General features: G+C 73.8%; 26 protein-coding genes and 1 riboswitch. Of the genes, 13 read left to right on the top strand and 13 right to left on the bottom strand.

Annotated features, from left to right (window positions below; all coding sequences use genetic code 11):
* Window positions 1–139: 139 nt before the first annotated feature.
* The 4 genes from TNCT1_RS06395 to bioB all read right to left on the bottom strand — a co-directional run bounded on the left by TNCT1_RS06395 (window position 140) and on the right by bioB (window position 4186).
* Window positions 140–832: a class I SAM-dependent methyltransferase gene (locus TNCT1_RS06395; RefSeq protein ID WP_143629174.1), complete on the bottom strand. Its 693-nt coding sequence runs from the start codon at window positions 830–832 to the stop codon at window positions 140–142.
* Window positions 833–938: 106 nt separating this feature from the next.
* Window positions 939–1655 carry a dethiobiotin synthase gene (bioD, locus tag TNCT1_RS06390; RefSeq protein WP_143629172.1) on the bottom strand — a complete coding sequence of 239 codons (717 nt, stop codon included), beginning with the start codon at window positions 1653–1655 and terminating at the stop codon, window positions 939–941.
* A gap of 1 nt (window position 1656) precedes the next feature.
* A complete protein-coding gene (locus TNCT1_RS06385; protein ID WP_143629170.1) occupies window positions 1657–2946 on the bottom strand; it encodes an adenosylmethionine--8-amino-7-oxononanoate transaminase in 1290 nt (429 codons plus the stop codon).
* The gene (gene bioB / locus TNCT1_RS06380) at window positions 2939–4186 is read right to left on the bottom strand and encodes a biotin synthase BioB (protein WP_143629168.1); all 1248 of its coding nucleotides are present in this window, start codon (window positions 4184–4186) and stop codon (window positions 2939–2941) included. Before bioB ends, TNCT1_RS06385 begins: the two co-directional genes overlap by 8 nt.
* Before the next feature lie 146 nt (window positions 4187–4332).
* On the opposite strand from bioB, the gene TNCT1_RS06375 reads away from it, so the two are divergent.
* On the top strand, window positions 4333–5460 hold the full coding sequence (locus tag TNCT1_RS06375) for an 8-amino-7-oxononanoate synthase (RefSeq protein ID WP_143629166.1): 1128 nt from the start codon (window positions 4333–4335) through the stop codon (window positions 5458–5460).
* A 96-nt stretch (window positions 5461–5556) separates the two neighbouring features.
* Here TNCT1_RS06375 and TNCT1_RS06370 read toward each other — a convergent pair whose 3' ends face one another.
* Both TNCT1_RS06370 and TNCT1_RS06365 read right to left on the bottom strand, forming a co-directional pair.
* Window positions 5557–5781 (bottom strand): DUF397 domain-containing protein, encoded by a 225-nt coding sequence (locus TNCT1_RS06370; RefSeq protein ID WP_143629164.1) that lies wholly within the window; start codon window positions 5779–5781, stop codon window positions 5557–5559.
* A gap of 9 nt (window positions 5782–5790) precedes the next feature.
* A complete protein-coding gene (locus TNCT1_RS06365; RefSeq protein WP_143629162.1) occupies window positions 5791–6651 on the bottom strand; it encodes a helix-turn-helix transcriptional regulator in 861 nt (286 codons plus the stop codon).
* Window positions 6652–6862: 211 nt separating this feature from the next.
* Between TNCT1_RS06365 and TNCT1_RS06360 the strand changes: the two genes are divergently transcribed.
* Window positions 6863–7321 carry an ATP-binding protein gene (locus TNCT1_RS06360; protein WP_143629160.1) on the top strand — a complete coding sequence of 153 codons (459 nt, stop codon included), beginning with the start codon at window positions 6863–6865 and terminating at the stop codon, window positions 7319–7321.
* A 225-nt stretch (window positions 7322–7546) separates the two neighbouring features.
* On the opposite strand, the gene TNCT1_RS06355 is transcribed toward TNCT1_RS06360, so the two are convergent.
* From TNCT1_RS06355 to TNCT1_RS06345, 3 genes are all read right to left on the bottom strand, one after another.
* Window positions 7547–8020, bottom strand: coding sequence for a C40 family peptidase (locus TNCT1_RS06355; protein ID WP_143629158.1), 474 nt, complete (start codon window positions 8018–8020; stop codon window positions 7547–7549).
* A 2-nt stretch (window positions 8021–8022) separates the two neighbouring features.
* Window positions 8023–8153: riboswitch (cyclic di-AMP (ydaO/yuaA leader) on the bottom strand.
* A 434-nt stretch (window positions 8154–8587) separates the two neighbouring features.
* Window positions 8588–8896, bottom strand: a complete 309-nt coding sequence (locus TNCT1_RS06350) for a hypothetical protein (RefSeq protein ID WP_143629156.1) — start codon at window positions 8894–8896, stop codon at window positions 8588–8590.
* Window positions 8897–8903: 7 nt separating this feature from the next.
* The gene (locus TNCT1_RS06345; RefSeq protein WP_143629154.1) at window positions 8904–9542 is read right to left on the bottom strand and encodes an ATP-dependent Clp protease proteolytic subunit; all 639 of its coding nucleotides are present in this window, start codon (window positions 9540–9542) and stop codon (window positions 8904–8906) included.
* An 87-nt stretch (window positions 9543–9629) separates the two neighbouring features.
* Here TNCT1_RS06345 and TNCT1_RS06340 point away from each other — a divergent pair, with 87 nt between their 5' ends.
* The 8 genes from TNCT1_RS06340 (at window position 9630) to TNCT1_RS06305 (ending at window position 16552) form a co-directional block, all read left to right on the top strand.
* Window positions 9630–9911, top strand: coding sequence for a type II toxin-antitoxin system Phd/YefM family antitoxin (locus TNCT1_RS06340; protein ID WP_143629152.1), 282 nt, complete (start codon window positions 9630–9632; stop codon window positions 9909–9911).
* Between the two features lie 256 nt (window positions 9912–10167).
* On the top strand, window positions 10168–10470 hold the full coding sequence (locus TNCT1_RS06335; RefSeq protein WP_143629150.1) for an urease subunit gamma: 303 nt from the start codon (window positions 10168–10170) through the stop codon (window positions 10468–10470).
* An 11-nt stretch (window positions 10471–10481) separates the two neighbouring features.
* Window positions 10482–10793 carry an urease subunit beta gene (locus tag TNCT1_RS06330; RefSeq protein ID WP_143629148.1) on the top strand — a complete coding sequence of 104 codons (312 nt, stop codon included), beginning with the start codon at window positions 10482–10484 and terminating at the stop codon, window positions 10791–10793.
* Window positions 10786–12507 (top strand): urease subunit alpha, encoded by a 1722-nt coding sequence (locus TNCT1_RS06325; protein WP_143629146.1) that lies wholly within the window; start codon window positions 10786–10788, stop codon window positions 12505–12507. The genes TNCT1_RS06330 and TNCT1_RS06325 overlap by 8 nt, the downstream gene beginning before the upstream one ends.
* Window positions 12507–13181, top strand: a complete 675-nt coding sequence (locus tag TNCT1_RS06320) for an urease accessory protein UreF (RefSeq protein ID WP_143629145.1) — start codon at window positions 12507–12509, stop codon at window positions 13179–13181. Before TNCT1_RS06325 ends, TNCT1_RS06320 begins: the two co-directional genes overlap by 1 nt.
* A gap of 209 nt (window positions 13182–13390) precedes the next feature.
* On the top strand, window positions 13391–14068 hold the full coding sequence (gene ureG, locus TNCT1_RS06315) for an urease accessory protein UreG (RefSeq protein WP_143629143.1): 678 nt from the start codon (window positions 13391–13393) through the stop codon (window positions 14066–14068).
* Window positions 14065–14823: an urease accessory protein UreD gene (locus tag TNCT1_RS06310; protein WP_143629449.1), complete on the top strand. Its 759-nt coding sequence runs from the start codon at window positions 14065–14067 to the stop codon at window positions 14821–14823. Before ureG ends, TNCT1_RS06310 begins: the two co-directional genes overlap by 4 nt.
* 121 nt (window positions 14824–14944) lie before the next feature.
* Entirely contained in the window at window positions 14945–16552 is a 1608-nt protein-coding gene (locus TNCT1_RS06305) for an alpha/beta hydrolase (RefSeq protein ID WP_143629141.1), read from the top strand.
* Window positions 16553–16627: 75 nt separating this feature from the next.
* On the opposite strand, the gene TNCT1_RS06300 is transcribed toward TNCT1_RS06305, so the two are convergent.
* From TNCT1_RS06300 to TNCT1_RS06285, 4 genes are all read right to left on the bottom strand, one after another.
* Window positions 16628–17653, bottom strand: coding sequence for an NAD(P)-dependent oxidoreductase (locus tag TNCT1_RS06300; RefSeq protein ID WP_235902374.1), 1026 nt, complete (start codon window positions 17651–17653; stop codon window positions 16628–16630).
* A gap of 58 nt (window positions 17654–17711) precedes the next feature.
* Window positions 17712–18431, bottom strand: a complete 720-nt coding sequence (locus TNCT1_RS06295; protein WP_143629139.1) for a 1-acyl-sn-glycerol-3-phosphate acyltransferase — start codon at window positions 18429–18431, stop codon at window positions 17712–17714.
* Window positions 18432–18690: 259 nt separating this feature from the next.
* Complete coding sequence (locus tag TNCT1_RS06290; protein ID WP_143629137.1) at window positions 18691–19794, bottom strand: sensor histidine kinase; 1104 nt, start codon at window positions 19792–19794, stop codon at window positions 18691–18693.
* Window positions 19791–20444, bottom strand: a complete 654-nt coding sequence (locus TNCT1_RS06285) for a response regulator transcription factor (RefSeq protein ID WP_143629135.1) — start codon at window positions 20442–20444, stop codon at window positions 19791–19793. Before TNCT1_RS06285 ends, TNCT1_RS06290 begins: the two co-directional genes overlap by 4 nt.
* Before the next feature lie 314 nt (window positions 20445–20758).
* Here TNCT1_RS06285 and TNCT1_RS06280 point away from each other — a divergent pair, with 314 nt between their 5' ends.
* The 3 genes from TNCT1_RS06280 (at window position 20759) to TNCT1_RS06270 (ending at window position 22671) form a co-directional block, all read left to right on the top strand.
* A complete protein-coding gene (locus TNCT1_RS06280) occupies window positions 20759–21481 on the top strand; it encodes a histidine phosphatase family protein (protein ID WP_143629133.1) in 723 nt (240 codons plus the stop codon).
* 77 nt (window positions 21482–21558) lie between these two features.
* Window positions 21559–21957 carry a DUF6153 family protein gene (locus TNCT1_RS06275; protein ID WP_174266171.1) on the top strand — a complete coding sequence of 133 codons (399 nt, stop codon included), beginning with the start codon at window positions 21559–21561 and terminating at the stop codon, window positions 21955–21957.
* Window positions 21958–22035: 78 nt separating this feature from the next.
* Window positions 22036–22671 carry a DUF305 domain-containing protein gene (locus tag TNCT1_RS06270; protein WP_143629131.1) on the top strand — a complete coding sequence of 212 codons (636 nt, stop codon included), beginning with the start codon at window positions 22036–22038 and terminating at the stop codon, window positions 22669–22671.
* Window positions 22672–22683 lie beyond the last annotated feature (12 nt).

Genomic DNA, 22683 nt, shown 5'->3' with positions numbered 1-22683 from the left:
CGACGACCCGCACACGATGTAAGGGGCACCGTCTCCGGGACGGCGCGGCGGACCGGCCGGTGGAGTCTTCGGCGCGGGCGCGGGCGCGGGCGCGGGCGCGTGCGCCGGCGGTTCGGCGCGGACGGGCGCCGGCCGGCGGTCAGCGTCCGGCCGGTTCGGCGGGACGCCAGGCCGTGCCCAGCGCGCAGTAGGACGTGGGCAGCGCCGGACCTCGCTCCGGCACCATCACCCGCCGCTGGGGCCCGAGTTCGAACCCGGCGGCACGCAGCGCGGCCAGCGGGTCGCGGGCCAGGTGGCAGCCGCCGTTCAGCACCGGCCAGAGCGTCGCGTCCAGGGTGCGCTGGGTCAGCACCATCATCCGGCCCCCGCCCCGGCCGTGCTCGAAGAAGCGCACCTCGCCACCCGGCCTGAGCACCCGCCGCACCTCGGCCAGCGCCCGCGCCACGTCCCGCACGCTGCACAGCACCAGCGACAGCACGGCCGCGTCGAAGGCCTCGCTCTTCACCGGCAGCGCCTCCGCCACCCCGGGCACCACGTCGACCGGCACCGGGACGCGCAGGGCCGACTCCAGGGCCAGCTTCCGCAGCAGGGGCTCCGGTTCGATCGCGACGACCTCCGCGACGGCCCCCGGATAGTGCCCGAAGTTCAGCCCGTTCCCGGCGCCGATCTCGATCACCCGCCCGGACAGCCCGGCGAGCAGCCGTCCGCGCACCGAGGCCAGACCGAGCCTGGAGTCGGCGCCGACGCTGAGCCGGGCGTAGTAACGGGCGAAGAGCGGGTGGTGGACGGGGCTCCGCGCCACCGTGCCGGAACCGGCCGAAGACAACCGCATGGCAACCTCCCGGGCAGGGCCTACGGTGATTGTCCCCCGCCGGACCCCGTCACATCCCGCCGCGCCCATGGTCATGCGCGGCGGGTGCGACGGACCGGCAAGCCGCTCAGGGAGCCTGCCGGATGCGGAACGCCTCCGCCTCCCACGTGCCGTCCAGCCGCGCCGCCAGCCAGCCCGGCGCGGCGGCGCGGAAGGCGGCGGGCGGCAGCGCCCCCGCCCCGGCGGGCAGCGCGCCGAGCAGCGGGGCGCCGGCGACCTCCGGCAGGTCCACCACGTTGCAGCGGCAGGCCAGATCGGGATCGTCCGGCCAGCTCCCGATGACGATCCCGGCCGGTTCGAGCCCGCGGGTCCGCAGTTCACGGGCCGTCAGCTCGGTGGAGTTGAGCGTGCCGAGGCCGGCTGTGGCGACGACCAGCACCGGCGCGTTCAGCAGCCGGGCCGCGTCGGCGAGGGTGCCGCCCGCCGCGTCGAACCGGACGAGCAGCCCGCCCGCCCCCTCGACCAGCACCAGGTCGTGCTCGGTGGCGAGCTTGGCCGCGGCCTCGGCCACCTCGTGCGGGTGCACCGGCGCCATCCCGGCCCGCCGGGCCGCCGTACCCGGGGCCAACGGCTCCGGGAAGCGGGCCAGTTCGGTCGCGGTGACGGGTCCGGCCAGCCGGGCCACCTCGTCCGCGTCGCCGCGCTCGTCCGGCCGTACGCCCGTCTGCGCGGCCTTCAGCACGGCCACCGAACGCCCGGCGGCGAGTGCCGTGGCGGCGACGGCGGCGGTCGTGACGGTCTTGCCGACCTCCGTGCCCGTCCCCGTGATCACCAGTACCGGCATGTCATCCCTCCCGTGCCGCGGCGCACACCGCGCGCGCGATCCGCGCCACGTCCTCGTCCGAGGTGACGTACGGCGGCATCGTGTAGACCAGGTCGCGGAACGGGCGCAGCCACACGCCCTCCCGCACGGCGGCCCCGGTGGCCGCGGCCATGTCGACCTCGTGGTCGAGCTGCACCACGCCGACGGCGCCCAGGACGCGGACGTCCTTCACGCCCGGCAGCGCGGCGGCGGGCTCCAGGCCCGCCCGCAGGCCCGCCTCGATCCGCCGGACCTCCGACCGCCAGTCCTGCCCGAGCAGGAGGCCGATCGAGGCGCAGGCCACGGCGGCCGCCAGCGGGTTGCCCATGAACGTCGGGCCGTGGGCCAGCACCGGGACCTCGCCCCGCGAGATGCCGTCCGCCACCCGCGCGGTGCACAGCGTGGCGGCCATGGTGAGGTAGCCGCCGGTCAGCGCCTTGCCCACGCACATCACGTCCGGGGTGACGCCCGCGTGCTCCGCCGCGAACAGCTCGCCCGTGCGCCCGAACCCGGTGGCGATCTCGTCGAACACCAGCAGCACGTCGTGCTCGTCGCACGCCTCGCGCAGCACCCGCAGGTACGCGGGGGAGTGGAACCGCATCCCGCCGGCGCCCTGCACCACCGGCTCCACGATCACGGCGGCCAGCTCGTCGGCGTGCCGCGCGATCAGCTCGCGCAGGTGCAGCGCGTAGGGCTCCTCGTACTCGGCCGGCGGCGCGTCCGCGAACACCTGACGCGGCAGCACACCGGCCCACAGGCCGTGCATCCCGCCGTCGGGGTCGCACACCGACATCGGCTGCCAGGTGTCGCCGTGGTAGCCGCCGCGCCAGGTCAGCAGGCGCTGCTTGGCGGGCCGGCCGAGCGAGCGCCAGTACTGCAGGCACATCTTCACCGCGACCTCGACCGACACCGAGCCGGAGTCGGCGAGGAACACGTGCTCGAGTCCCTCGGGCGACATGTCGACAAGGAGCTTCGCCAGCCGGACGGCGGGCTCGTGCGTGAGCCCGCCGAACATGACGTGGCTCATCCGCCCGAGCTGCTCCCGCGCCGCCTCGTTGAGGACGGGGTGGTTGTAGCCGTGGATCGCCGACCACCAGGAGGACATGCCGTCGACCAGCTCGCCCGAGCCGTCCGCCGGGCGCAGCCGGACCCCGCTCGCCGACTCCACGACGAGCGGTTCGCCGCGCCCGGGCATCGGACCGTACGGATGCCACACGTGCCGCCGGTCCAGTTCCAGCAGCTCGGGCACGCTCAGGCCGGGCAGGTCAGGCATTGGGCGCGAGGTCCGTCCCGGCGCCCCGGCGGCGCACGGCGACGAGGTCGGTGCGCGCCTCGTTCGCCGCGGGCTCCGGCGCGGACGCCGTGCCGCAGACACTCCCGCCCTCGTGCGAGCCGCAGCCGCCCGCCGCGTGCGAGCCGCAGCTCGCGCCCTCGTGCGAGCCGCAGCCCGCCTCGGCCTGTGAGCCGCACCCGGCGCCCTCGTGCGAGCCGCAGCCGCCCGCGGCGGACACCCGGTGCTCGGGCAGGGTCACCTGGTCGGCGCCCTCCACCTCGAAGCCGGCGTCCGCGATCATCTCCAGGTCGGCCCTGCCCGCCTGGCCCTCGCTGGTCAGGTAGTCGCCCAGGAAGATGGAGTTGGCCAGGTGCAGGGCGAGGGGCTGCATGGTGCGCAGGTGGACCTCGCGGCCGCCCGCGATGCGCACCTCGGCGTCCGGGCAGACGAAGCGGACCATCGCGAGGATGCGCAGGCACCGCTGCGGGGTGAGGTTCCACTCCTTGGCGAGCGGGGTTCCCTCGAACGGGATCAGGAAGTTCACCGGAACGGAGTCAGGGTCGAGTTCCCGCAGCGAGAAGACGACGTCCACCAGGTCGCCGTCGCTCTCGCCCATTCCGGCGATCAGCCCCGAGCAGGCGGACAGGCCGGCCGCGTGCGCCTTGTTCACCGTGTCCACCCGGTCGGCGTACGTGTGGGTGGTGGTGATGTCCCCGTACGTGGCCTCGGAGGTGTTCAGGTTGTGGTTGTAGGCGTCCGCGCCCGCCTCGCGCAGCCGCTCGGCCTGGCCGTCGGAGAGCAGGCCCAGGCAGGCGCACACCTCGACGTCCTCGTGCCGGTCCTTGATGGTCCGGATGGTCTCGGAGACCCGGTCCACGTCCCGGTCCGTGGGGCCGCGCCCGGACGCCACCAGGCAGACCCGCTTGGCGCCTCCGGCCAGGCCCGCGGCGGCGGCCTCGGAGGCCTCGTCGGGCTTGAGCCAGGTGTACTTGAGGATCCCGGCGGTGGAGCCGAGCCGCTGGGAGCAGTAGGAGCAGTCCTCGGGGCACAGGCCGGACTTGAGGTTGACCAGGTAGTTGAGTTTCACGCGCCGGCCGAACCAGTGCCGGCGCACCTTGCCGGCCGCGGCCACCACATCGAGCAGGTCGTCGTCGGAGGTGGCGAGCACGGCGAGTGCCTCGTCGCGGGTCGGCGACTCGCGCCGAAGCCCCTTGTCCACCAGCGTGTTCAGCAGGTCCATGAGGCACGATCCTGGCCTACGGGACCGTCCCGGGCCAAGGAGAGTTTGCACAACGGAGACGGTTCACCGTGTGGGTATTGCCACACCCTGGGTGGCAGGCCGTGCGGCTAGTGTCTGTCCGCTACCTACAAAAGCCCGGAGGACCCATGGCGTTCGGCTGGATCGACGAGCAGGCCGAGGCGCGCCGCCGCGCCGGACTCGTGCGGACCCTGCGCCCGCGCCCGGCCGACTCGCCCCTGCTGGACCTGGCGGGCAACGACTACCTGGGTCTCGCCCGCCATCCGGAGGTCGTCGAGGGGGCCGTCGGGGCCGTCCGTGCCTGGGGCGGCGGGGCCACCGGTTCCCGGCTGGTCAGCGGCACCACCGAGCTGCACGCCGAGCTGGAGCGCGAACTGGCCGACTTCTGCGGCTTCGAGGCGGCCCTGGTCTTCTCCTCCGGTTACGCCGCCAACCTGGCCGCCGTCACCGCGCTCGGGCCGCACGGCTCGCTGATCGTGTCCGACGCGGGCAACCACGCCTCGCTCATCGACGGCTGCCGGCTCGCCCGGGGCGCCACCCAGGTGGTCGGGCACGCCGACCCGGAGGCCGTGGCCAAGGCGCTCGGCACCCACCCGGGACCGGCGATCGCCGTCTCCGACACGGTGTTCTCCGTGGACGGCGACGCGGCACCGCTGGTGGCCCTGGCCGAGGCGTGCCGTGCGCATGGCGCCGGGCTGGTGGTGGACGACGCGCACGGGCTCGGGGTGCTGGGCGAGGGCGGCCGGGGCGCCGCGCACGCGGCCGGGCTCGCGGGCGCGGACGACGTGGTCGCCACGGCCACGCTGTCGAAGTCGCTGGGCAGCCAGGGCGGTGTGGTGCTCGGACCCGCCCGGGTCGTCGCCCATCTGGTCAACGCGGCCCGCACGTTCATCTTCGACACGGGCCTCGCCCCCGCCGCCGCGGGCGCCGCGCTGGCGGCGCTGCGGCTGCTGCGGCGCGAGCCGGCGCGGGCGGAACGGGCCCGCGCGGTCGCCGCCGAACTGCACGCACGGCTGACCGCCGCGGGTCTGGAGGCGGTGCGTCCGGACGCCGCGGTGGTCTCCGTGCGGGCTCCGTCCCCGGAGCGGGCCGTGCGCTGGGCGGCCGACTGCCGTACCGCAGGCCTGGCCGTGGGCTGCTTCCGCCCTCCTTCCGTGCCCGACGGCATCTCGCGGCTGCGGCTGACCGCCCGCGCGGACCTCTCCGGGGCCGAGATCGAACGCGCTGTACGTGTGATTCGCGAGGCGCGACCATGAGTCGGCGTGACACGGCCGCACAGCGAACGAAAGTGATCGGATCTGATCAGTAGGAGCCGGCCCGCCGGTCGATGACCGAGCAGGTCCGGGCGGATGTCACCGGAGCGCGGCCACGAAGCCCGCCCAGCTCCCGGGGGAGAAGAGCAACGCGGGTCCCGCTGGGGCCTTGGAGTCGCGTACGGCGAGCAGTCCGGCCCACGGGCCGGAGCGCGGACGTGCCGCCTCGACGCAGTTGTTCGCTCCGGTGCTGTAGCTGCTGCGCAGCCACCGCACGTCGTGCAGGTCGGTACTGGCTGGGACGTTCCGAGGCAGTGCTGTCATGGTGCCTCCTTACGCGCCGTCACCTATCCCGGCGATGTAGTCCAACGAGTCCTCGGGTGAAAGGGCGTGGAACCGAAGGGAGTCGAAGGCCTCGGTGTAGGCCATGAGGTCTTCTTTCCGTTCCAGGTAAAGGCTACTCGTCAACTGGTCGAGAACAACCACGTCCAGATCAGAAGTGCTCGGAAATGAGAAGATAACGAAAGGCCCGGTGAGGCCGACATGCGCACCCGCCGAGAACGGCAGTACCTGGAGCCGTACTTGGGGCAGCCGCGCCGCCTCCACCAGCCGGTCGAGCTGCCGCGCCATCACCCCGGGACCGCCGACCTCGCGCCGGAGCACCGCCTCGTCCAGCACCGCGGTCAGCTCCAGCGGCGGCTCGGAACGCAGCACGTCCTGCCGCGCCAGCCGCACCTCCACCAGGGCGTCCAGCCGCTCCTCGTCCACGCCCCCGACGGCCGCCCGGGTCACCGCGCGAGCGTATTCGGGCGTCTGCAGCAGGCCGGGAACCACCGTGGTCTCCAGGGTGCGCATCCCGCTCGCCTGCGACTCCAGGCTGATGAAGTCGCGGTAGGTGGGCGGCAGTACGCCCCGGTAGGCGTGCCACCAGCGGTTGCGGCCGCCCGCGTCCTCGGAGCCCGTCAGCGCCAGCAGCAGCTCCCGCAACTGCCGGTCGTCCACCCCGTAGGCGTCGAGCAGCAGCCGTACGTCGGCCGGCCGCACCCCGCTGGCGCCCGTCTCGATACGGCTCACCTTCGACTGGTGCCAGCCCACCAGGCGGGCCGCCTCGCCGCTGGTGAGCCCGGCCCCGGTGCGCAGCGCGCGCAGTTCGGCGCCCAGCTTGCGGCGCCGCACCGCCGGCCCGTTCTGCATGGGGACTCCTTACTCCTTCCGGGCCGCCCCGATACGGTCTCGCGTCGCAGAGTTCACCGCTTCGGGCGACAGATATATGCATATCTTGGTCGATCGCTCCCCCGGCCGGTCCGGTGATGGCAGTCTGGCGAAGAAGCACCAGTCCGGGACCGTACTCGAACCATCCGCCTCTCGCGGGACCGCGGGCCCCTGGGAAAGGGACGACCTCGCCATGGCAGACCATCTGGAAGCATCCGTCACTCTGCCGAGCGATCCCGCCTCGGTCTCCGCGGCCCGCTCCTACGTCGTGGGCACCCTCGCGGAGTGGGGCCTGCCGTCGGACACCGACGTGGCCGACACGGTCCGGCTCATCGTCTCCGAACTCGCCACCAACGCCGTGCAGCACACCTTCGGCCAGTCACCCACCTTCACGGTCGACATCGCGCTGGACCGTGACGAGCACCTGCGCATCGGCGTCACGGACAGCCACCCACGCTTCCCGAAGAGACTGCCCGCCGCCGTCCAGCAGGACAACGGGCGCGGCATGGTCATCATCCGCTGGCTCACCGCCGAGTGCGGCGGCAGACTCCGGGTCCGCCCCACCCGCGAGGGCGGCAAGACGGTGTCGATCGAGCTGCCGTGGACGCTGCGGGGGGAGCGGCTGACAACGGCCGTGCAGCAGGAACCCTAGGTCGTGTCCGCAAAGCCCCGCCTGCCCCGCGGGCGGACGACGGGACTTTGCGGACACGACCTAGGGGCGGCGCGCGGCCCGGCGGCCGTCCGGGCGGCCCGTCACGGCCCCGGACGCGACCGCGCCGCCCCGGGCCCGCCCGCGTGCTTCAGGCGGGCGCCGGGACGGCGCCGGTGGTCAAGGGGAGCGGCCCTGCTGCTGGAGCCGCTCCGGGGGTGGACGGGGTCAGCTCACCCGGCCGTACCAGACGCTCCGGGTCCAGATCTTCTCGAGACGCACCACGGCCCCGGTCTTCGGGGCGTGCCAGATCTTGCCCTTCCCGGCGTAGATGCCGACGTGGTAGACGCTGGAACCTGAGTGGAAGAAGACCAGGTCACCTGCCCGGCGGTGACTGGCGGAGATATGGCGGGTCTTGTTGTACTGCTGGGCCGCCGTGCGCGGCAGCTTCTTGCCCACCTTCTTGAACGAGTAGAGCGTCAGACCCGAGCAGTCGAACCTGCGCGGACCGGTTGCCCCGTACTGGTAAGGCGAGCCCTTCTTGGAAGCGGCGATGTGCAGAGCCTTCGTGGCCAAAGTGGCGGCCGAGGCCTCACCGGCCAGACCCGGCACGGCGACGGAGCCGCCCACCGCGGCAAGCGTAAGAGCCGAGGCCGTGCCGGCCCGGGCCATCATCGACGGGACACGATTCAGCGCAGTCATGCGCAACCCTTCGTCAGCCGCCTGTGAAGGATGACCTGTCGGATTCGGGCTGGCGAAGTGGCCCGGCCGCGTTGCCGCGGCTTCACCCCAAGGGCTGCTCGGCACGACCGTCCGTCTGCGACGAACGTCCGTCCCGGCGACCCGTCTTGCCTGGGTCCTCCACTCCTGCCGATCCACTCCTGTCGACCGGTCACCCGGGCGGCGGCAGGACTCGGCGTCCGCCCGGATCGCCCCGCCGCGGTGGCGGGGTCTTGTCGTCAGACAGGGATCTTCACTCACAGGTGTCCGAAAATCCCAACGGAACCGGGGATTTGTGGCGTTACTCACCACTCACCCGTTCGGGTGGACACTGCTCTGTTCGAGGCACCGTCAACTTCGTTGCACAGCCCCGGACCTGGGGCTACGCATCCGTGACCGGCTCGGCGGGGAGCAAAATGCGCAAGTCGGAGGGTCAGAAAAAAGGCCCGGAGATAAGCCGGTCGGGGGTCCGTCGTTCGGGTCGTTTCGACTCCGTGCCGGGCGGGCCGTCGACGGCGGGGCCCACCCGGCACGCGACCGGTGTCCGGGTCAGCCCACGCGGTCGGGCGGGAGCAGGACGCGCGCGGTACGGCGCTCGCCGTCGAGCACCCGCAGGGCCCGTGCCAGCGTGTCCCCGTGCAGCTCCGTCTCGCCCCGCCGGTGCATCAGGGCGAGCGCGTCGCGCAGCTCGGCCGCCTTGCGCACCAGGGCCTGCGCCGCGCGCAGCCCGCCGTAGGTGTCGCCCGGGCGGGCCGGGTTGATCCGGCCGAGCAGGTCGGCCGCCTCCAGGTAACGGTCGATCAGCTCGCCCTCGGCCCTGGTCAGCGCGGGCAGCGGGGGAAGCTCCGCGGGCGGCATCGGCGGCTCACTCCGCCCGCTCGGCGCGCGGGCCGGCGACGCGGCTCGGCACGACGCCGTCCACCAGGCCGTACTCCAGTGCGCCCGGCGCGTCGAGGATCAGGTCGCGCTCCAGGTCCAGGCCGACCTGCTCCGCCGTGCGCCCGGTGTGCCGGGTCAGCAGCTCCTCCGTCAGCGCGCGCATCCGGGTCAGCTCCCCGGCCTGGATGAGCAGGTCGCTCGGCTGCCCGTGGGCCGGCTCGGCCAGCGCGGGCTGCTCCAGCAACACGCGTGCGCCCGGCAGCATGAACCGCTTGCCCGGGGCTCCGGCCGCGAGCAGGACCGCGGCGGCGGAGGCGGCCTGGCCGAGGCAGTAGGTCTCCACGTCGCAGCGCACGTAGCGCATCGTGTCGTAGACGGCCGTCATGGCGCTGAACGAGCCGCCCGGGCAGTTGAGGTACAGCGTGATGTCCCGGTCGGGCGCGGCGTGTTCGAGGTGCATGAACTGCGTGATCACATCGGTGGCCGCGGTGTCGTCGAGCGGCGTGCCGAGGAAGACGATCCGGCTCTCGAACAGCTTCGAGTACGGATCGAGCGTGCGGTGCGCCCCCGTGTCCGTGCGTTCGGTGAACTCGGGCAGGACGTGGCGGGCGGACGGTCGTGCCATGGGCGAACCCCCTCCTCACGACGGGACCTCCGTCGGCCCCGCGTCTGTAAAAAATGTACAGGACGTACGTGACGTTAAGATGGGGGCATGGCCTACGAGATTCCGGTGACGCAAGCCAGGGCTGAGCTCGCCGACCTGATCAACCGGGTGGTGTACGGCGGCGAGCGCGTCGTCGTGACGCGGCACGGCAAGCCGCTCGTCGCGCTGGTCTCGGCCGCCGACCTGGACCGTCTGGACGCCCTCGACGAGCCGGCCGGGGAGGAGATCGTCAGCTCGGTGTCCGAGGTGCGCGAGTCCGGGCACGCGGGCGCGCGGGAGCGGCACCGGTTCGGCATCGCCGCCGAACACCGGGGGCCCGGCGGCTCGTAGCGGCCGGGTTCCGCGGGCCGGGGACCGCAGGCGCGTGCGTATGCGGCAGTCCATCGAGTGGTCATGGGTGGATCAAGGGCTGGTTAACGTCGTTGAAACTCCGGCGAACTAGCCTGCCGATCCACGCCACCAGGGGATTCTCTGCACAGGTTGATCACCATCGGGGCAATTTGTCTGTGTGTTACATCTGTCCCCGTCGCGGTGGCTGCGGCAACCGGACCCCGCACGGTCCGGAGCAAGGACTGTGAGGTGGGACGTGCAACTGACCCCGCACGAGCAAGAGCGGCTGCTGATCCATGTGGCCGCCGACGTGGCCGAGAGGCGCAGGGCCCGCGGACTGAGGCTCAACCACCCCGAGGCGGTCGCCCTCATCACGTCGCACATCCTCGAGGGCGCCCGGGACGGCCGTACCGTCGCCGAGCTGATGTCGTCCGGCCGCAAGCTCCTCACCAGGGACGACGTCATGGACGGCATCCCGGAGATGATCCACGACGTCCAGGTCGAGGCCACCTTCCCGGACGGCACCAAGCTCGTCACCGTGCACGAGCCGATCGTCTGAGGGGGCCCGCGATGATTCCCGGAGAGGTCCTGTTCGCGGACGGCCCCGTCGTCTTCAACGAAGGCCGCGAGGTCACCCGTCTCACCGTCCTCAACACCGCCGACCGGCCGGTCCAGGTCGGCTCCCACTACCACTTCGCCGAGGCCAACCCCGGCCTGGAGTTCGACCGCGCCGCCGCGCACGGCAAGCGGCTCGACGTCGCCGCCGGGACCGCCGTCCGCTTCGAGCCCGGCATCCCCGTGGACGTCGCGCTCGTGCCCCTGGCCGGCGCCCGGATCGTGCCCGGGCTGCGCGGCGCGACCGGAGGTGCCCTGGATGCCTGAGATCTCCCGCGCCGCGTACGCCGACCTGTTCGGCCCCACCACCGGCGACCGCATCCGCCTCGCCGACACCGATCTGCTGATCGAGATCGAGGAGGACCGCTGCGGAGGGCCCGGACTCGCCGGGGACGAGGCGGTCTTCGGCGGTGGCAAGGTCATCCGCGAGTCCATGGGCCAGTCCCGGGCCACCCGCGCCGAGGGCGCCCCCGACACGGTCATCACCGGTGTGGTCGTCGTCGACCACTGGGGCGTCGTCAAGGCCGACATCGGCATCCGCGACGGCCGGATCACCGGCATCGGCAAGGCCGGCAACCCGGACACCATGGACGGTGTCCACCCCGACCTGGTGATCGGCCCCGAGACCGAGATCATCGCCGGGAACGGGCGGATCCTCACCGCCGGCGCGATCGACGCCCATGTGCACTTCATCTGCCCGCAGGTCGCCGACGAGGCGCTGGCCTCCGGCATCACCACCCTGGTCGGCGGCGGCACCGGCCCCGCCGAGGGCTCCAAGGCGACCACCGTGACGCCCGGCCCCTGGCACCTGGCCGGGATGCTGGCCGCGATGGAGCAGTACCCCCTGAACATCGGCCTGCTGGGCAAGGGCAACACCGTCTCGCACGAGGCGATGCTCTCCCAGATCCGCGGCGGCGCCCTCGGGCTCAAGCTGCACGAGGACTGGGGCTGCACCCCGGCCGTCATCGACGCCGCGCTGACCGTGGCGGACCGGACCGGCGTCCAGGTCGCGATCCACACCGACACCCTGAACGAGGCCGGATTCGTCGGCGACACGCTCGCCGCGATTGCCGGGCGGGGCATCCACGCGTACCACACCGAGGGCGCGGGCGGCGGGCACGCGCCGGACATCATGACGGTCGTCTCCGAGCCGCACGTGCTGCCGAGTTCGACCAACCCGACCCGGCCCTTCACCGTCAACACCGCCGAGGAACACCTCGACATGCTGATGGTCTGCCACCACCTGAACCCGGCGGTCCCGGAGGACCTGGCCTTCGCCGAGTCCCGCATCCGGCCGTCCACCATCGGCGCCGAGGACGTGCTGCACGACCTGGGCGCGATCTCCATCATCTCCTCGGACTCGCAGGCCATGGGCCGGGTCGGCGAGGTCGTGCTGCGCACCTGGCAGACCGCCCACGTCATGAAGCGGCGGCGCGGCGCGCTGCCCGGCGACGGCCGGGCGGACAACCACCGGGTGCGGCGCTACGTCGCCAAGTACACGATCAACCCGGCGCTCGCCCAGGGCCTGGCCCGGGAGATCGGGTCGGTGGAGACCGGCAAGCTCGCCGACCTGGTGCTCTGGGAGCCGGCGTTCTTCGGCGTCAAACCGCTCCTCGTCATCAAGGGCGGCCAGATCGCGTACGCGCAGATGGGCGACGCCAACGCCTCCATCCCCACCCCGCAGCCCATCCTGCCCCGCCCGATGTACGGGGCGATCGGCCGGGCGCCGGCCGGCAACTCGGTCAACTTCGTGGCGCCGCTCGCCGTCGAGGACGGGCTGCCGGAGCGGCTCGGGCTCGGCAAGCGGTTCGCCGCCATCGACTCGACGCGGTCGGTCACCAAGGCCGACATGCGCGAGAACGACGCGCGGCCGAGCGTGCGGATCGACCCCGACAGCTTCGCCGTGCACATCGACGGGGAGCTGGTCGAGGCGACGCCCGCCGCCGAACTGCCCATGGCCCAGCGTTACTTCCTCTTCTGATGTCCAGGGCAGCACTGCTCGTCCTGGCCGACGGCCGGTTCCCCGCCGGAGGGCACGCGCACTCCGGCGGGGCGGAGGCCGCCGTCAAGGCCGGCCGGATCACCTCGGCCGCGAGCCTGGAGGACTTCTGCCGGGGCCGGCTGCACACCGCCGGGCTCCTCGCGGGCGCCCTCGCGGCGGCCGCCGTCCTGGGCGCCGAACCGCGGGAGCTGGACGCGGCCGCGGACGCCCGCACGCCCTCACCCGCGCTGCGAGCGGCCGCGCGGCGGCTCGGACGGCAGTTGATGCGGGCCGCCCGGGCCTGCTGGCCGTCGGACGAACTCGACGCGCTGGCCGCGGAGTTCCCCAAGGGCGCGCATCAGCCGGTGGTGCTCGGCCTGGCCGCCCGCGCGGCCGGTCTCGCCCCCGGGGACGCGGCGTACTGCGCGGCGTACGAGAGCGTGAGCGGACCGGCGACGGCGACCGTACGGCTGCTCGGCCTCGACCCGTTCGACGCGACCGGTGTGCTGGCGCGGCTTGCGCCGGAGCTGGACCGCGTCGTGGACCGGGCGGTGACGGCCGCGCGGCAGGTGTCCGACGAGGGGACCGACGCCCTGCCGGCCGGGTCCGGGCCGCTGCTGGAGACCGGCGCCGAGTGGCACGCGGCCTGGCCCGTGCGGCTGTTCGCGTCCTGACGCGCCCCGCCCCTCGTTCCCTCCAGGTCACCCCCGCCGTCGTTCCCTCCGGGTCACCCCCGCCCTCGTTCCTCCGGGTCACCCCCGCCCTCGTTCCTCCGGGTCACCCCCGCCGTCGTTCCTCCGGGTCACACCCGCCCTCCCCACACACACCTGCCGTCCGCCAGGGGCGCCGCCCACCGGCAAGGCAGCCGAGACAGGAGCCGTACATGCACCTCGACCACGCCCACTCCGGCGCCCCCGCCGTGAGCGCCGACGCCCGCCGTCCCGACGGGACCCGGCGCGCCCTGCGCATCGGACTCGGCGGGCCCGTGGGATCCGGGAAGACCGCCACCGTCGCCGCGCTGTGCCGCGCCCTGCGCGACGAACTCTCCCTGGCCGTCGTCACCAACGACATCTACACCCGTGAGGACGCCGAGTTCCTGCTCAGGGAGGCCGTGCTGCCGCCCGAGCGGATCGCGGCCGTGGAGACCGGCGCCTGCCCGCACACCGCGATCCGCGACGACATCTCCGCCAACCTCGAGGCGGTGGAGGACCTGGAGGACACGGTCGGGCCGCTGGACCTCGTCCTCGTGGAGTCCGGCGGGGACAACCTCACCGCGACCTTCTCCAAGGGGCTCGTGGACGCGCAGGTCTTCGTGATCGACGTCGCCGGCGGCGACGACATCCCGCGCAAGGGCGGCCCCGGCGTCACCACCGCCGACCTGCTCGTCGTCAACAAGACCGACCTCGCGCCGTACGTCGGCTCCGACCTCGCCCGGATGGCCGCCGACGCCAAGGCGCAACGGGGCGAACTCCCGGTGGTCCTGCAGTCGTTGCGCGGCGACGCGGGCGTGGCGGAGGTGGCCGCGTGGGTGCGGGGGCGGCTCGCCGCGTGGACGGCGTGACGGCGACCGGGGTCCGGGCGGACGCGCGGATCGTCGCCCGCGGTGACGGGCGGGGCGGCACCGCCCTGCCCGTGCTGGAGGGCGAGGGCCCGCTCGCGCTGCGCCGCGTCCGGGCGAGCGGTGACGAGGCCCGGGTGATGGTCGTCGGCGCGATGAGCGGCCCGCTCGGCGGCGACCGCCTGCGGGTGCGGGCCCGGGCGGCCGCGGGCGCCCGGCTGCACGTCGGTTCGGCCGCCGCCACCATCGCGCTGCCGGGACAGCACAAGGGCGAGGCGCGGTACGACGTCCGGCTCGACGTGGCCGACGGCGCGGAGCTCAACTGGCTGCCGGAGCAGCTCATCTCGGCCGGAGGAAGTGATCTGCGCGTCACCACCCGGGCCGAACTCGGCGCCGGCGCACGGCTCGTGCTGCGCGAGGAGCAGGTGCTCGGGCGGGCCGGGGAGGAGCCCGGACGGCTCACCAGCCGGCTCACCGTGCGGGTCGCCGGCCGGACCCTGCTGGACCAGGAGCTGAGCTGCGGGCCCGGAGCGCCGGGCGGCTGGGACGGCCCCGCCGTGCTCGGTGGTCACCGCTCCGTGGGACAACTGGTCGTGGTCCGTCCCGAGTTCGCGGAGCGGCCGGCCGCCGCGCGGGTGCTGGGGGAGGGCGCCGCGCTGATGCCGCTCGCCGGGCCCGCGGTGCTCGTCAGCGCCGTCGCCCCCGACGCGCTGAGACTGCGGCGGCTGCTCGACGAGGCGCTCGCCCTGCTGACCTGACTGTTCCGCTCAGGAGACGCGGCGATCCGTTTATCGGATTGGTAAAGAAGGTCCGCACCCCCTGTTCTCAGGTGGCTCACAGCCGGGAGGATCCCCGTCTGACCACTCGCAGCGATGTGCAATGGGAGCCCACTTGAGGGACAACAGACCGAAGAGCCGCCTACTGGCGCTCGGTTCGGCCGGAGCGCTCGTCACGGCGACCCTGATAGCCGGCGCGGTGTCGGCACCCGCGGCCAGCGCCGACAGCCGCCAGGGACGGGACCGGGAGGCCGTCGGCGCCGAGATCGCCGCCGCCCGCGCCGCCAAGGCCGGCGTCGACTGGCGTGACTGCCCCGCCGACTGGGGGCTGGAGAAGCCCATCCAGTGCGGCTGGGTCTCCGTGCCGCTCGACTACAGCAAGCCCTACGGCAAGCAGATCCAGCTCGCCGTCGACCGCATCGGCAACACGGGCACGCCGCAGGAGCGCCAGGGCGCCCTCGTCTACAACCCGGGCGGTCCCGGTGGCTCCGGTCTGCGCTTCCCGCGCCGGGTCGTCACCAAGAGCGCCGTCTGGGCCAACGTCGCCAAGGCCTACGACTTCGTCGGCTTCGACCCGCGCGGCGTCGGCCACTCGGCGCCCATCTCCTGCGTCGACCCGCAGGAGTACGTCAAGGCGCCCAAGGCCGACCCGGTGCCGGACAGCGAAGCCGACAAGACCGCCCAGCGCAAGCTGGCCCGCGAGTACGCGGAGGGCTGCGGCGAGCACAGCGGCACGATGCTGCCGCACATGACCACGCCGAACACCGCGCGCGACCTGGACGTCATCCGCGCCGCGCTCGGTGAGCGCAAGCTCAACTACCTCGGCGTCTCCTACGGCACCTACCTCGGCGCCGTCTACGGCACCCTGTTCCCGGGCCACCTGCGCCGCATGGTCGTGGACAGCGTGGTGAACCCGTCGAAGCAGAGCATCTGGTACCAGGCCAACCTGGACCAGGACGTCGCCTTCGAGGGCCGCTGGAAGGACTGGGAGGACTGGGTCGCCGCCAACGACGCCGCCTTCCACCTGGGCACCACCCGCGACGCGGTCCAGGCCAAGTGGCTCGAACTGCGCGCCACCGCCAAGAAGAGCCCCCTCGGCGGGGTCGTCGGCCCGGCCGAGCTGATCTCCTTCTTCCAGAGCGCCCCGTACTACGACTCCTCGTGGGTGCCGGTCGCCTCGGTGTTCAGCAAGTACGTCGCCGGCGACACCCAGGCCCTCGTGGACGCCGCCGCCCCCGACATGTCGGACAAGGCCGGCAACGCCGCCTCGGAGAACAGCAACGCGGTCTACACCGCCGTCGAGTGCGCCGACGCCAAGTGGCCCACGAGCTGGAGCAAGTGGGACCGGGACAACACCCGGCTGCACCGGGACCACCCGTTCATGACCTGGGCCAACGCCTGGATGAACCTGCCCTGCGCCACCTGGCCGGCCAAGCAGCACACGCCCGTCGAGGTGGGCACCCACAAGGGTCTGCCGCAGGTGCTGATCGTCCAGTCCACGCGTGACGCCGCGACGCCGTACCCGGGCGCCGTCGAACTGCACAAGCGCTTCAAGGGCTCCCGGCTCGTCACCGAGCGGGACGCGGGCTCCCACGGCGTGACCGGCCTGGTCAACCCCTGCGTCAACGACCGGGTCGACGCCTATCTCCTCGGCGGCAAGCTGGACTCCGCCGACGTGACCTGCGCGCCGCACGCCACGCCCAAGCCGTAACCGGCAGCGGCACGGACGGCGTACGCACGGCGTACGGACCACAGGGGGCGGCCGGACTTCCCGGCCGCCCCTTCGTCATGCCCGCGCCCGCCAGGCGTCCTCGGCCGCGTAGTCGAAGAGGGCGGGATACGCCCGCGCCAGCACCGGGAAGCGCTCCCGCCAGTCCCGCTCGCGCAGCGCGCGGGTCAGCCACTCCACCGTCTCCGGGAGGCCTGCCGCGTACGGCGCCGGGCGATGGCCCAGCTCCCGCTCGGCCGCGGACATGTCGAGGACCACCGGACGCGGCACCGACCACGGGGTCTGGCCCACGGTCCCGCCGGGCGGCGGGCCGTCCACCGGCGTCGTCCGGGTCCGCACGCCCATGACGGCGTCGATCGCCGCCCCGATCTCATCGGCCGTCGGGGCGTCGCCGTCGGCGGCGTTGAGCACCCGGGACCCCGGCCGGGCCGCGGCCAGCCGCACCAGTTCGGCGATGTTCCGGGCGCTCGCCGGATGGAAGCGGCTCTCCCCGCGGTACGCGAGCACCCGCTCGCGCCTGCCGTCCAGGTTCCGCTTCACGAAGTACAGCTCGCGGGGGAGCCGGCTGTACGGGCCGTGCACCGCGCCCGCCCGCAGCACGGTCGTCGGCAACTTCTCGCCCGCGAGCCCCAGTTCGTGCTCCAGGGCCGCCTTGCGGGCGGCGTAGGTCGCCGTGCCCGGCGCCACCGCGGACTGGGACTCGGGCACCGGCACCGGGTACGCCGGGAAGCCGTCCGGCTCGCCCATGGTGTCGAAGCCGCGCCCGGCGCCGTCCTCGTACACCTCCACGCTTGAGACGACCACCGCCGAGCCGATCCGGTCCGCGAGCGACGTCAACTGCCGTGCGTGCGAGGCGTCGTAGGCCACCACGTCCACCACGAGATCGCAGCCGTCGCCCACCGCGGCGGCCACCGCGCCGTCGTCGGACCGGTCCAGCCGCACCACCCGCACACCGCCGTCCCACGACGCGTCCCGGCCACCGCCCCGGGAGGCGGCCGTCACCTCCCAGCCGTCCCGTGCCAGCGCCGCCACCACCGGACGGCCGATCTGCCCGCTCGCCCCGATCACCACTGCCCTCTTCATGCGGCGAGCCTAGGCACGCCACGGGCCCGGGTCCGAGCGGTTCTGCCGAGGGCAGAGGTCATACGAGCGGCGCCCGGGGGAACCTGCGCTCCTTCTTCGCCTCAGCCTGCTCGGCCTTGACGTCGGCCGCGTACCGGTCGACGTACTCCTGCTCGGAGAGCGAGAGGATCGCGTACATGATCTCGTCGGTGACGGCCCGCAGGACGGTCTTCTCGTTCTCCATGCCGGCGTAGCGGGAGAAGTCGAGCGGCTCGCCGAAGCGGATCACGACCGGGCGGATCCGGGGGACGACCTTGCCCGGCGGCTGCGCCTCGAAGGTGCCGATCATCGCGCAGGGCACCACGGGCACCCCGGCCCGCAGCGCCATGACCGCGACCCCCACCTTTCCCTTGTACAGCCGGCCGTCGTGCGACCGGGTGCCCTCCGGGTAGATGCCGAGCAGTTCGCCCCTGCCGAGCACCCCGAGACCCTCGCGGATCGCGGCCTGCCCCGCCTCCTTGCCCGAGCGGTCCACCGGGATCTGTCCGGCGCTGCGGAAGAAGAACGCGGTCAGCCGCCCCTTGACGCCCGGCCCGGTGAAGTACTCGGCCTTGGCGAGGAAGGTGATCCGCCGCCGCAGGATCGCCGGCATCAGGAAGTGGTCCGAGAAGGACAGGTGGTTCCCGGCGACGATCGCCGGGCCCGACGCCGGAACGTGGTCGAGACCCTCGATCCGGGGCCGGAAGACCAGTCTGAGCAGGGGGCCCAGCAGGACGTACTTGAGCAGGTAGTAGAACAAGGGGTCGCTCCTCACTCCTGGCGGATTGGCTCAACCACCGCGTTCTTCCAGGCCGTTCGGGCTGTCGTGGGACGTCAGTGTAGGTGCGGGCGCGGCCGTCGGGCACCGGTGCGGACCGTGTCGGATCCGGCTCCCTACGGCTGCCCCGAACAGGTGCTGCCCATGGCCGGCTCGGGCACGTCCGGCTCGGGCACGTCCGGCTCGGGCCGCCGGGGGACGCGGGCGGCGCGGCGGGCGCGCCGGCCCTGCCGCCCGGGGCTCAGGGCGCGCCGGTCGCGGGCAGCTCGAGGCACAGCTCGTAGCCGCCGTCCGTCGTCGGGCCCGAGGTGATGGTGCCGCCGAGGAGCGAGGCGCGCTGCCCCAGGCTGACGAGGCCATAGTGCGAGCTGGGCAGCGGGAGCCCGGGGCGGGTCGGCGCCGAGTTGGTGACCGTGACGCGGACGGTGCCGTCCCGGTGGCCGAGGCAGACGGCCGCGGCGGCGCCGGGGGCGTGCTTGCGTATGTTGGTCAGCGCCTCCTGGACGGTGCGGTAGACGGCGCGCTGCACGGTCGGCGGCAGATCCTCGGGCAGTTCCATGCGCAGCTTGGTCTCGATGCCGCTGCCCGTGACGAGCTGCTCCAGGTCGGCCAGGGACGGCTGCGGGGTCAGCTCGGTCGGGCGGCCGCCGGAGGCCCGCAGGACGTTGACCATGTGCCGCAGCTCGTCCAGGGTCTGGACGCTCAGCCGCCGGATCGTGGCCGCCGCCTCCTTGGCCTCCGGGTCCCGGCTGCCGACCTGCAGCGCGCCCGCCCGCACCGCGATCAGGCTGACCTGGTGGGAGACCACGTCGTGCATCTCGCGGGCGAGCTGCGCGCGTTCCTTGGACAGCGCCGCCTGGGCGGTCAGCAGCTGTTCGTGGTCGCGCGCCTCGGAGATCTCGGTGAGCCGCAGCGACAGGTCGCGCCGGGTCTGGACGAGCTGGCCGAGGAACACGGGGGCGGCGGCCATCGCCGCGGTGTACGTCAGGGTGATCAGGGTCGAGGTGCCCAGCAGGTTGACATCGGGCGACGGCCACCGGGTGACGTCGCTCAACGTGAACGCCAGCGCGCACAGCGCCAGCATCACACGGCGCCGGGTGAGCGAGGCGAGGCTGTACAGCGCGGCCAGCGCGGCGAAGACGGCGTCGGAGAGCAGCACCGAGGGCAGGGTCAGCAGGAACGTCAGCAGCGGCAGGCGCCGGCGCAGCAGCAGCGCGGAGGCGGCCACCAGTGCGAAGCCCATGCGCAGCGGCTCGTCGGCGTCGAAGTGCACCCAGACGTCGAAGAGCGAGCAGACGACGAGCGCGGCGTCCGGCAGCGGGGGCGGCAGGCGGCGGGGGGTCATCCCTCCTCCTTCGTCAGGAGCCCGGCCCGTTGGGCGAGCAGGGCGGCCTGCACCCGGCCGCCCACCTCCAGCTTGGTCAGGATGGCGCTCACGTGGTCCTTGACCGTCCCGGTGCTCAGGTGCATCCGGGCGGCGATGTCGCCGTTGGACAGCCCCTCCGCGACCAGGAGCAGCACATGGCGCTCCCGCTCGGTCAGCCGGTCCAGGGTGCGGGCGGCGGCCTCCTGGGAACCGGCGCCCAGGAAGCCGTCCACGACCGTCCGGGTCACCTTGGACGACAGAACGGTCCCGCCGTCGGCCAGGGCCCGCACCAGGAACGGCAGCTCCTCCGGATCGGTGTCCTTGAGCAGGAAGCCGGCGGCGCCCGAGCGCAGGGCCGTCTCCACGTACTCGTCCATGTCGAACGTGGTGAGTATGGCGACGACCGGCGGGCTCGGCAGCCGGCGGACCTCCGCGAGGACCGTCAGGCCGTCCACGTCGGGCATGCGGATGTCCAGCAGCACCACGTCGGGGGCCGTCTCCCGCACGGCGGTGAGGGCCTGACCGCCGGCCACCGCCGCAACGACCTCGATGTCGTCCGCCGCGTCGAGGATGTGCTGGAAGCCCGTGCGGATGAGCGCCTCGTCGTCGACCACCAGTACCCGGATCACGTGTGCTCCGCTCGCTGCCCGATTCCAGTCTCATCCGTACCGCGCCGAGTGGCGCGTCATGAGCCGCCGGCGGCGGAACCATCCGGGCGGCGGGACCGTCCCAGCCGGTCGGCGGGGCGGCTTCGGACACCCGCCGGATGGTCCCGGCCGGTGACGGCCGTGGAACCTGTACGCATGAGCCGGCACGTGCCGTCGGCCGTGTCACCCGCGGTGCCACCCGCCGGGACGGACCAACGCCCACCGGGCTCCACCGACGACCCGCGGACGGACTCCTCCCACAGGGAGCCGGCCGGTTCACGAAGGAGGTCAGTCGCATGACGATCCGCCTCACGTTCCTGAGCACCAGCGGCGGGGACCCCGTCCCCGGCACCCGGTTCGGCGACGCGTCACCGGGCGAACGCGACCTGGCCGCGGCGCGGGCGGCCCGGGCGGACCTGCCCGCCCACACGCGGGCCGTGCGCGCACCCTCCCTGCGCTGCCGGCGGACCGCCGAAGCCCTGGGCCTGGCGGCGGCGTGCGAGCCGGCGCTGCGCGACCTCGACCTCGGCGTCTGGTGCGGCCGCACGGCCGACGAGGTCGCCGCGGCGGAGCCGCACGCCTTCTCGGCCTGGCTGACCGATCCGGACGCCGCACCGCACGGCGGCGAGTCGGTGCGCCGGTTCTGCCGGCGCACCGCGGACTGGCTCGACGCCGTGGCCGACGAGCCGGGCCACGTGCTGGCCGTCACCGAACCGGCCGTCGTCCGGGCCGCGCTCGTGCACGCCCTGGCCGCTCCGGCGCGGGCGTTCTGGCGCTTCGACGTGCCGCCCCTGACGCCGGTGTCCCTCACCTGGCAGCACGGTCACTGGGACGTCGGCATGAACCCCGCCGCCTCGGGGCCGCCCCGGCGGTTCACCGTGATCCACCAGGGCCCGCACCGGCAGGCGGGCCGGGACGGCGCCCACACCCTCGTCCCGTCCGCCGGAGCCTGGGCGCATCCGCTGCGGTACCCCAGGGCCGACGGGGCGGGTCTCGCCTTCACCTTCACCGGCCCCTAGCGACGCCTCCGCCCCTACACGCAGCCGTCCGCGAGTCCCGGTGCGGGCGCGGTGATCGCCCCCGTACGATGTCCGCGATGACCGGCAACCAGCAGCGCACCGCGCGACCGCCTCGACGGCGGCGTCGTGCGCTGCTCGTGCTCGCGGTGCTGGCCGGTCTGCTGGGCATGCACGCCCTGGGGCCCGGCGGCGGCGCCGGGCACCCGGCGCGGGCCCACACCGGGCACCGGACGGCCGTCGCGGTCATGGCGGGGGACGCCTGTCCGGACGGTCACCGCGACGGCGGCCACCTGCACCACGCCGACCCGTCCTGTGCGTCCGCCGCCGTCAAGGACGGCCCCCGGCCGCCCGCCCTGGTCCCCGACCCGGTGACCACCCAGGTGCGGGCCGAAGCCCCCCGCTCCCGCGCCGTCGCCGCGCCGGACGGCGCCCGAGCCCCGCCCACCCTGGCCGAACTGCAACTCCTGCGGATCTAGAGGCACCGACGACCGCTGCCCCGGCGGCCGTCCACCACGCGTGCCCGCAAGACCCTTCCGACAACAGGAGTTCCCAGCATGACCACCCGTACCCTGACGCGCCGCGCCGCCCTCCTCGCGGTCACCGTGACCGCCTCGCTGACCCTCGCCGCCTGCGGCGGCAGCGACGACGGCGCGGCCCGCAAGGAACACGGCGGCCCGGCGCGCACGACCGCGTCCGCCACCGCCGGCGCCCACAACGCCCAGGACGTCTCCTTCGCCCAGGGCATGATCCCGCACCACCGCCAGGCCCTGGAGATGGCGAAGCTCGCCGACGGCCGGGCCTCCTCGCCCCGGGTGAAGGACCTCGCCGCCCGGATCGAGAAGGCGCAGGACCCGGAGATCCGCACCATGACCGGCTGGCTGACCGCGTGGGGCGAGGAGGTGCCGAAGGCCGGCACGGACCACTCGGGGCACGCCGGCATGTCCGGCATGGCCGGGATGAACGGGATGATGAGCGACGACGACATGGCGGCCCTGAAGAAGGCCGGCGGCGCGGACTTCGACAGGAGGTTCCTGTCCCTGATGGCCGAGCACCACCGGGGCGCCGTCGAGATGGCCGGCACCGAGCAGGCCGAGGGCGCCTACGGCCCGGCCAGGACCATGGCCGGTGACATCGTCCGGTCGCAGAACGCCGAGATCAAGGAGATGGAACGGCTCCTCGGCGGAAGCTGACGCCGAGCGGGG

The organism is Streptomyces sp. 1-11, from assembly GCF_007176755.1.
Taxonomy (GTDB): domain Bacteria; phylum Actinomycetota; class Actinomycetes; order Streptomycetales; family Streptomycetaceae; genus Streptomyces.
This window is presented reverse-complemented; position numbering and strand designations above follow the sequence as displayed.

Excerpts from the sequence above, each read along its gene's own strand:
- TNCT1_RS06395 (WP_143629174.1), bottom strand. The coding sequence starts at position 832 with ATGCGGTTGTCTTCGGCCGGTTCCGGCACGGTGGCGCGGAGCCCCGTC.
- bioD (WP_143629172.1), bottom strand. The coding sequence starts at position 1,655 with ATGCCGGTACTGGTGATCACGGGGACGGGCACGGAGGTCGGCAAGACC.
- TNCT1_RS06385 (WP_143629170.1), bottom strand. The coding sequence starts at position 2,946 with ATGCCTGACCTGCCCGGCCTGAGCGTGCCCGAGCTGCTGGAACTGGAC.
- bioB (WP_143629168.1), bottom strand. The coding sequence starts at position 4,186 with ATGGACCTGCTGAACACGCTGGTGGACAAGGGGCTTCGGCGCGAGTCG.
- TNCT1_RS06375 (WP_143629166.1), top strand. The coding sequence starts at position 4,333 with ATGGCGTTCGGCTGGATCGACGAGCAGGCCGAGGCGCGCCGCCGCGCC.
- TNCT1_RS06370 (WP_143629164.1), bottom strand. The coding sequence starts at position 5,781 with ATGACAGCACTGCCTCGGAACGTCCCAGCCAGTACCGACCTGCACGAC.
- TNCT1_RS06365 (WP_143629162.1), bottom strand. The coding sequence starts at position 6,651 with ATGCAGAACGGGCCGGCGGTGCGGCGCCGCAAGCTGGGCGCCGAACTG.
- TNCT1_RS06360 (WP_143629160.1), top strand. The coding sequence starts at position 6,863 with ATGGCAGACCATCTGGAAGCATCCGTCACTCTGCCGAGCGATCCCGCC.
- TNCT1_RS06355 (WP_143629158.1), bottom strand. The coding sequence starts at position 8,020 with ATGACTGCGCTGAATCGTGTCCCGTCGATGATGGCCCGGGCCGGCACG.
- TNCT1_RS06350 (WP_143629156.1), bottom strand. The coding sequence starts at position 8,896 with ATGCCGCCCGCGGAGCTTCCCCCGCTGCCCGCGCTGACCAGGGCCGAG.
- TNCT1_RS06345 (WP_143629154.1), bottom strand. The coding sequence starts at position 9,542 with ATGGCACGACCGTCCGCCCGCCACGTCCTGCCCGAGTTCACCGAACGC.
- TNCT1_RS06340 (WP_143629152.1), top strand. The coding sequence starts at position 9,630 with ATGGCCTACGAGATTCCGGTGACGCAAGCCAGGGCTGAGCTCGCCGAC.
- TNCT1_RS06330 (WP_143629148.1), top strand. The coding sequence starts at position 10,482 with ATGATTCCCGGAGAGGTCCTGTTCGCGGACGGCCCCGTCGTCTTCAAC.
- TNCT1_RS06325 (WP_143629146.1), top strand. The coding sequence starts at position 10,786 with ATGCCTGAGATCTCCCGCGCCGCGTACGCCGACCTGTTCGGCCCCACC.
- TNCT1_RS06320 (WP_143629145.1), top strand. The coding sequence starts at position 12,507 with ATGTCCAGGGCAGCACTGCTCGTCCTGGCCGACGGCCGGTTCCCCGCC.
- ureG (WP_143629143.1), top strand. The coding sequence starts at position 13,391 with ATGCACCTCGACCACGCCCACTCCGGCGCCCCCGCCGTGAGCGCCGAC.
- TNCT1_RS06305 (WP_143629141.1), top strand. The coding sequence starts at position 14,945 with ATGGGAGCCCACTTGAGGGACAACAGACCGAAGAGCCGCCTACTGGCG.
- TNCT1_RS06300 (WP_235902374.1), bottom strand. The coding sequence starts at position 17,653 with ATGAAGAGGGCAGTGGTGATCGGGGCGAGCGGGCAGATCGGCCGTCCG.
- TNCT1_RS06290 (WP_143629137.1), bottom strand. The coding sequence starts at position 19,794 with ATGACCCCCCGCCGCCTGCCGCCCCCGCTGCCGGACGCCGCGCTCGTC.
- TNCT1_RS06280 (WP_143629133.1), top strand. The coding sequence starts at position 20,759 with ATGACGATCCGCCTCACGTTCCTGAGCACCAGCGGCGGGGACCCCGTC.
- TNCT1_RS06275 (WP_174266171.1), top strand. The coding sequence starts at position 21,559 with ATGACCGGCAACCAGCAGCGCACCGCGCGACCGCCTCGACGGCGGCGT.
- TNCT1_RS06270 (WP_143629131.1), top strand. The coding sequence starts at position 22,036 with ATGACCACCCGTACCCTGACGCGCCGCGCCGCCCTCCTCGCGGTCACC.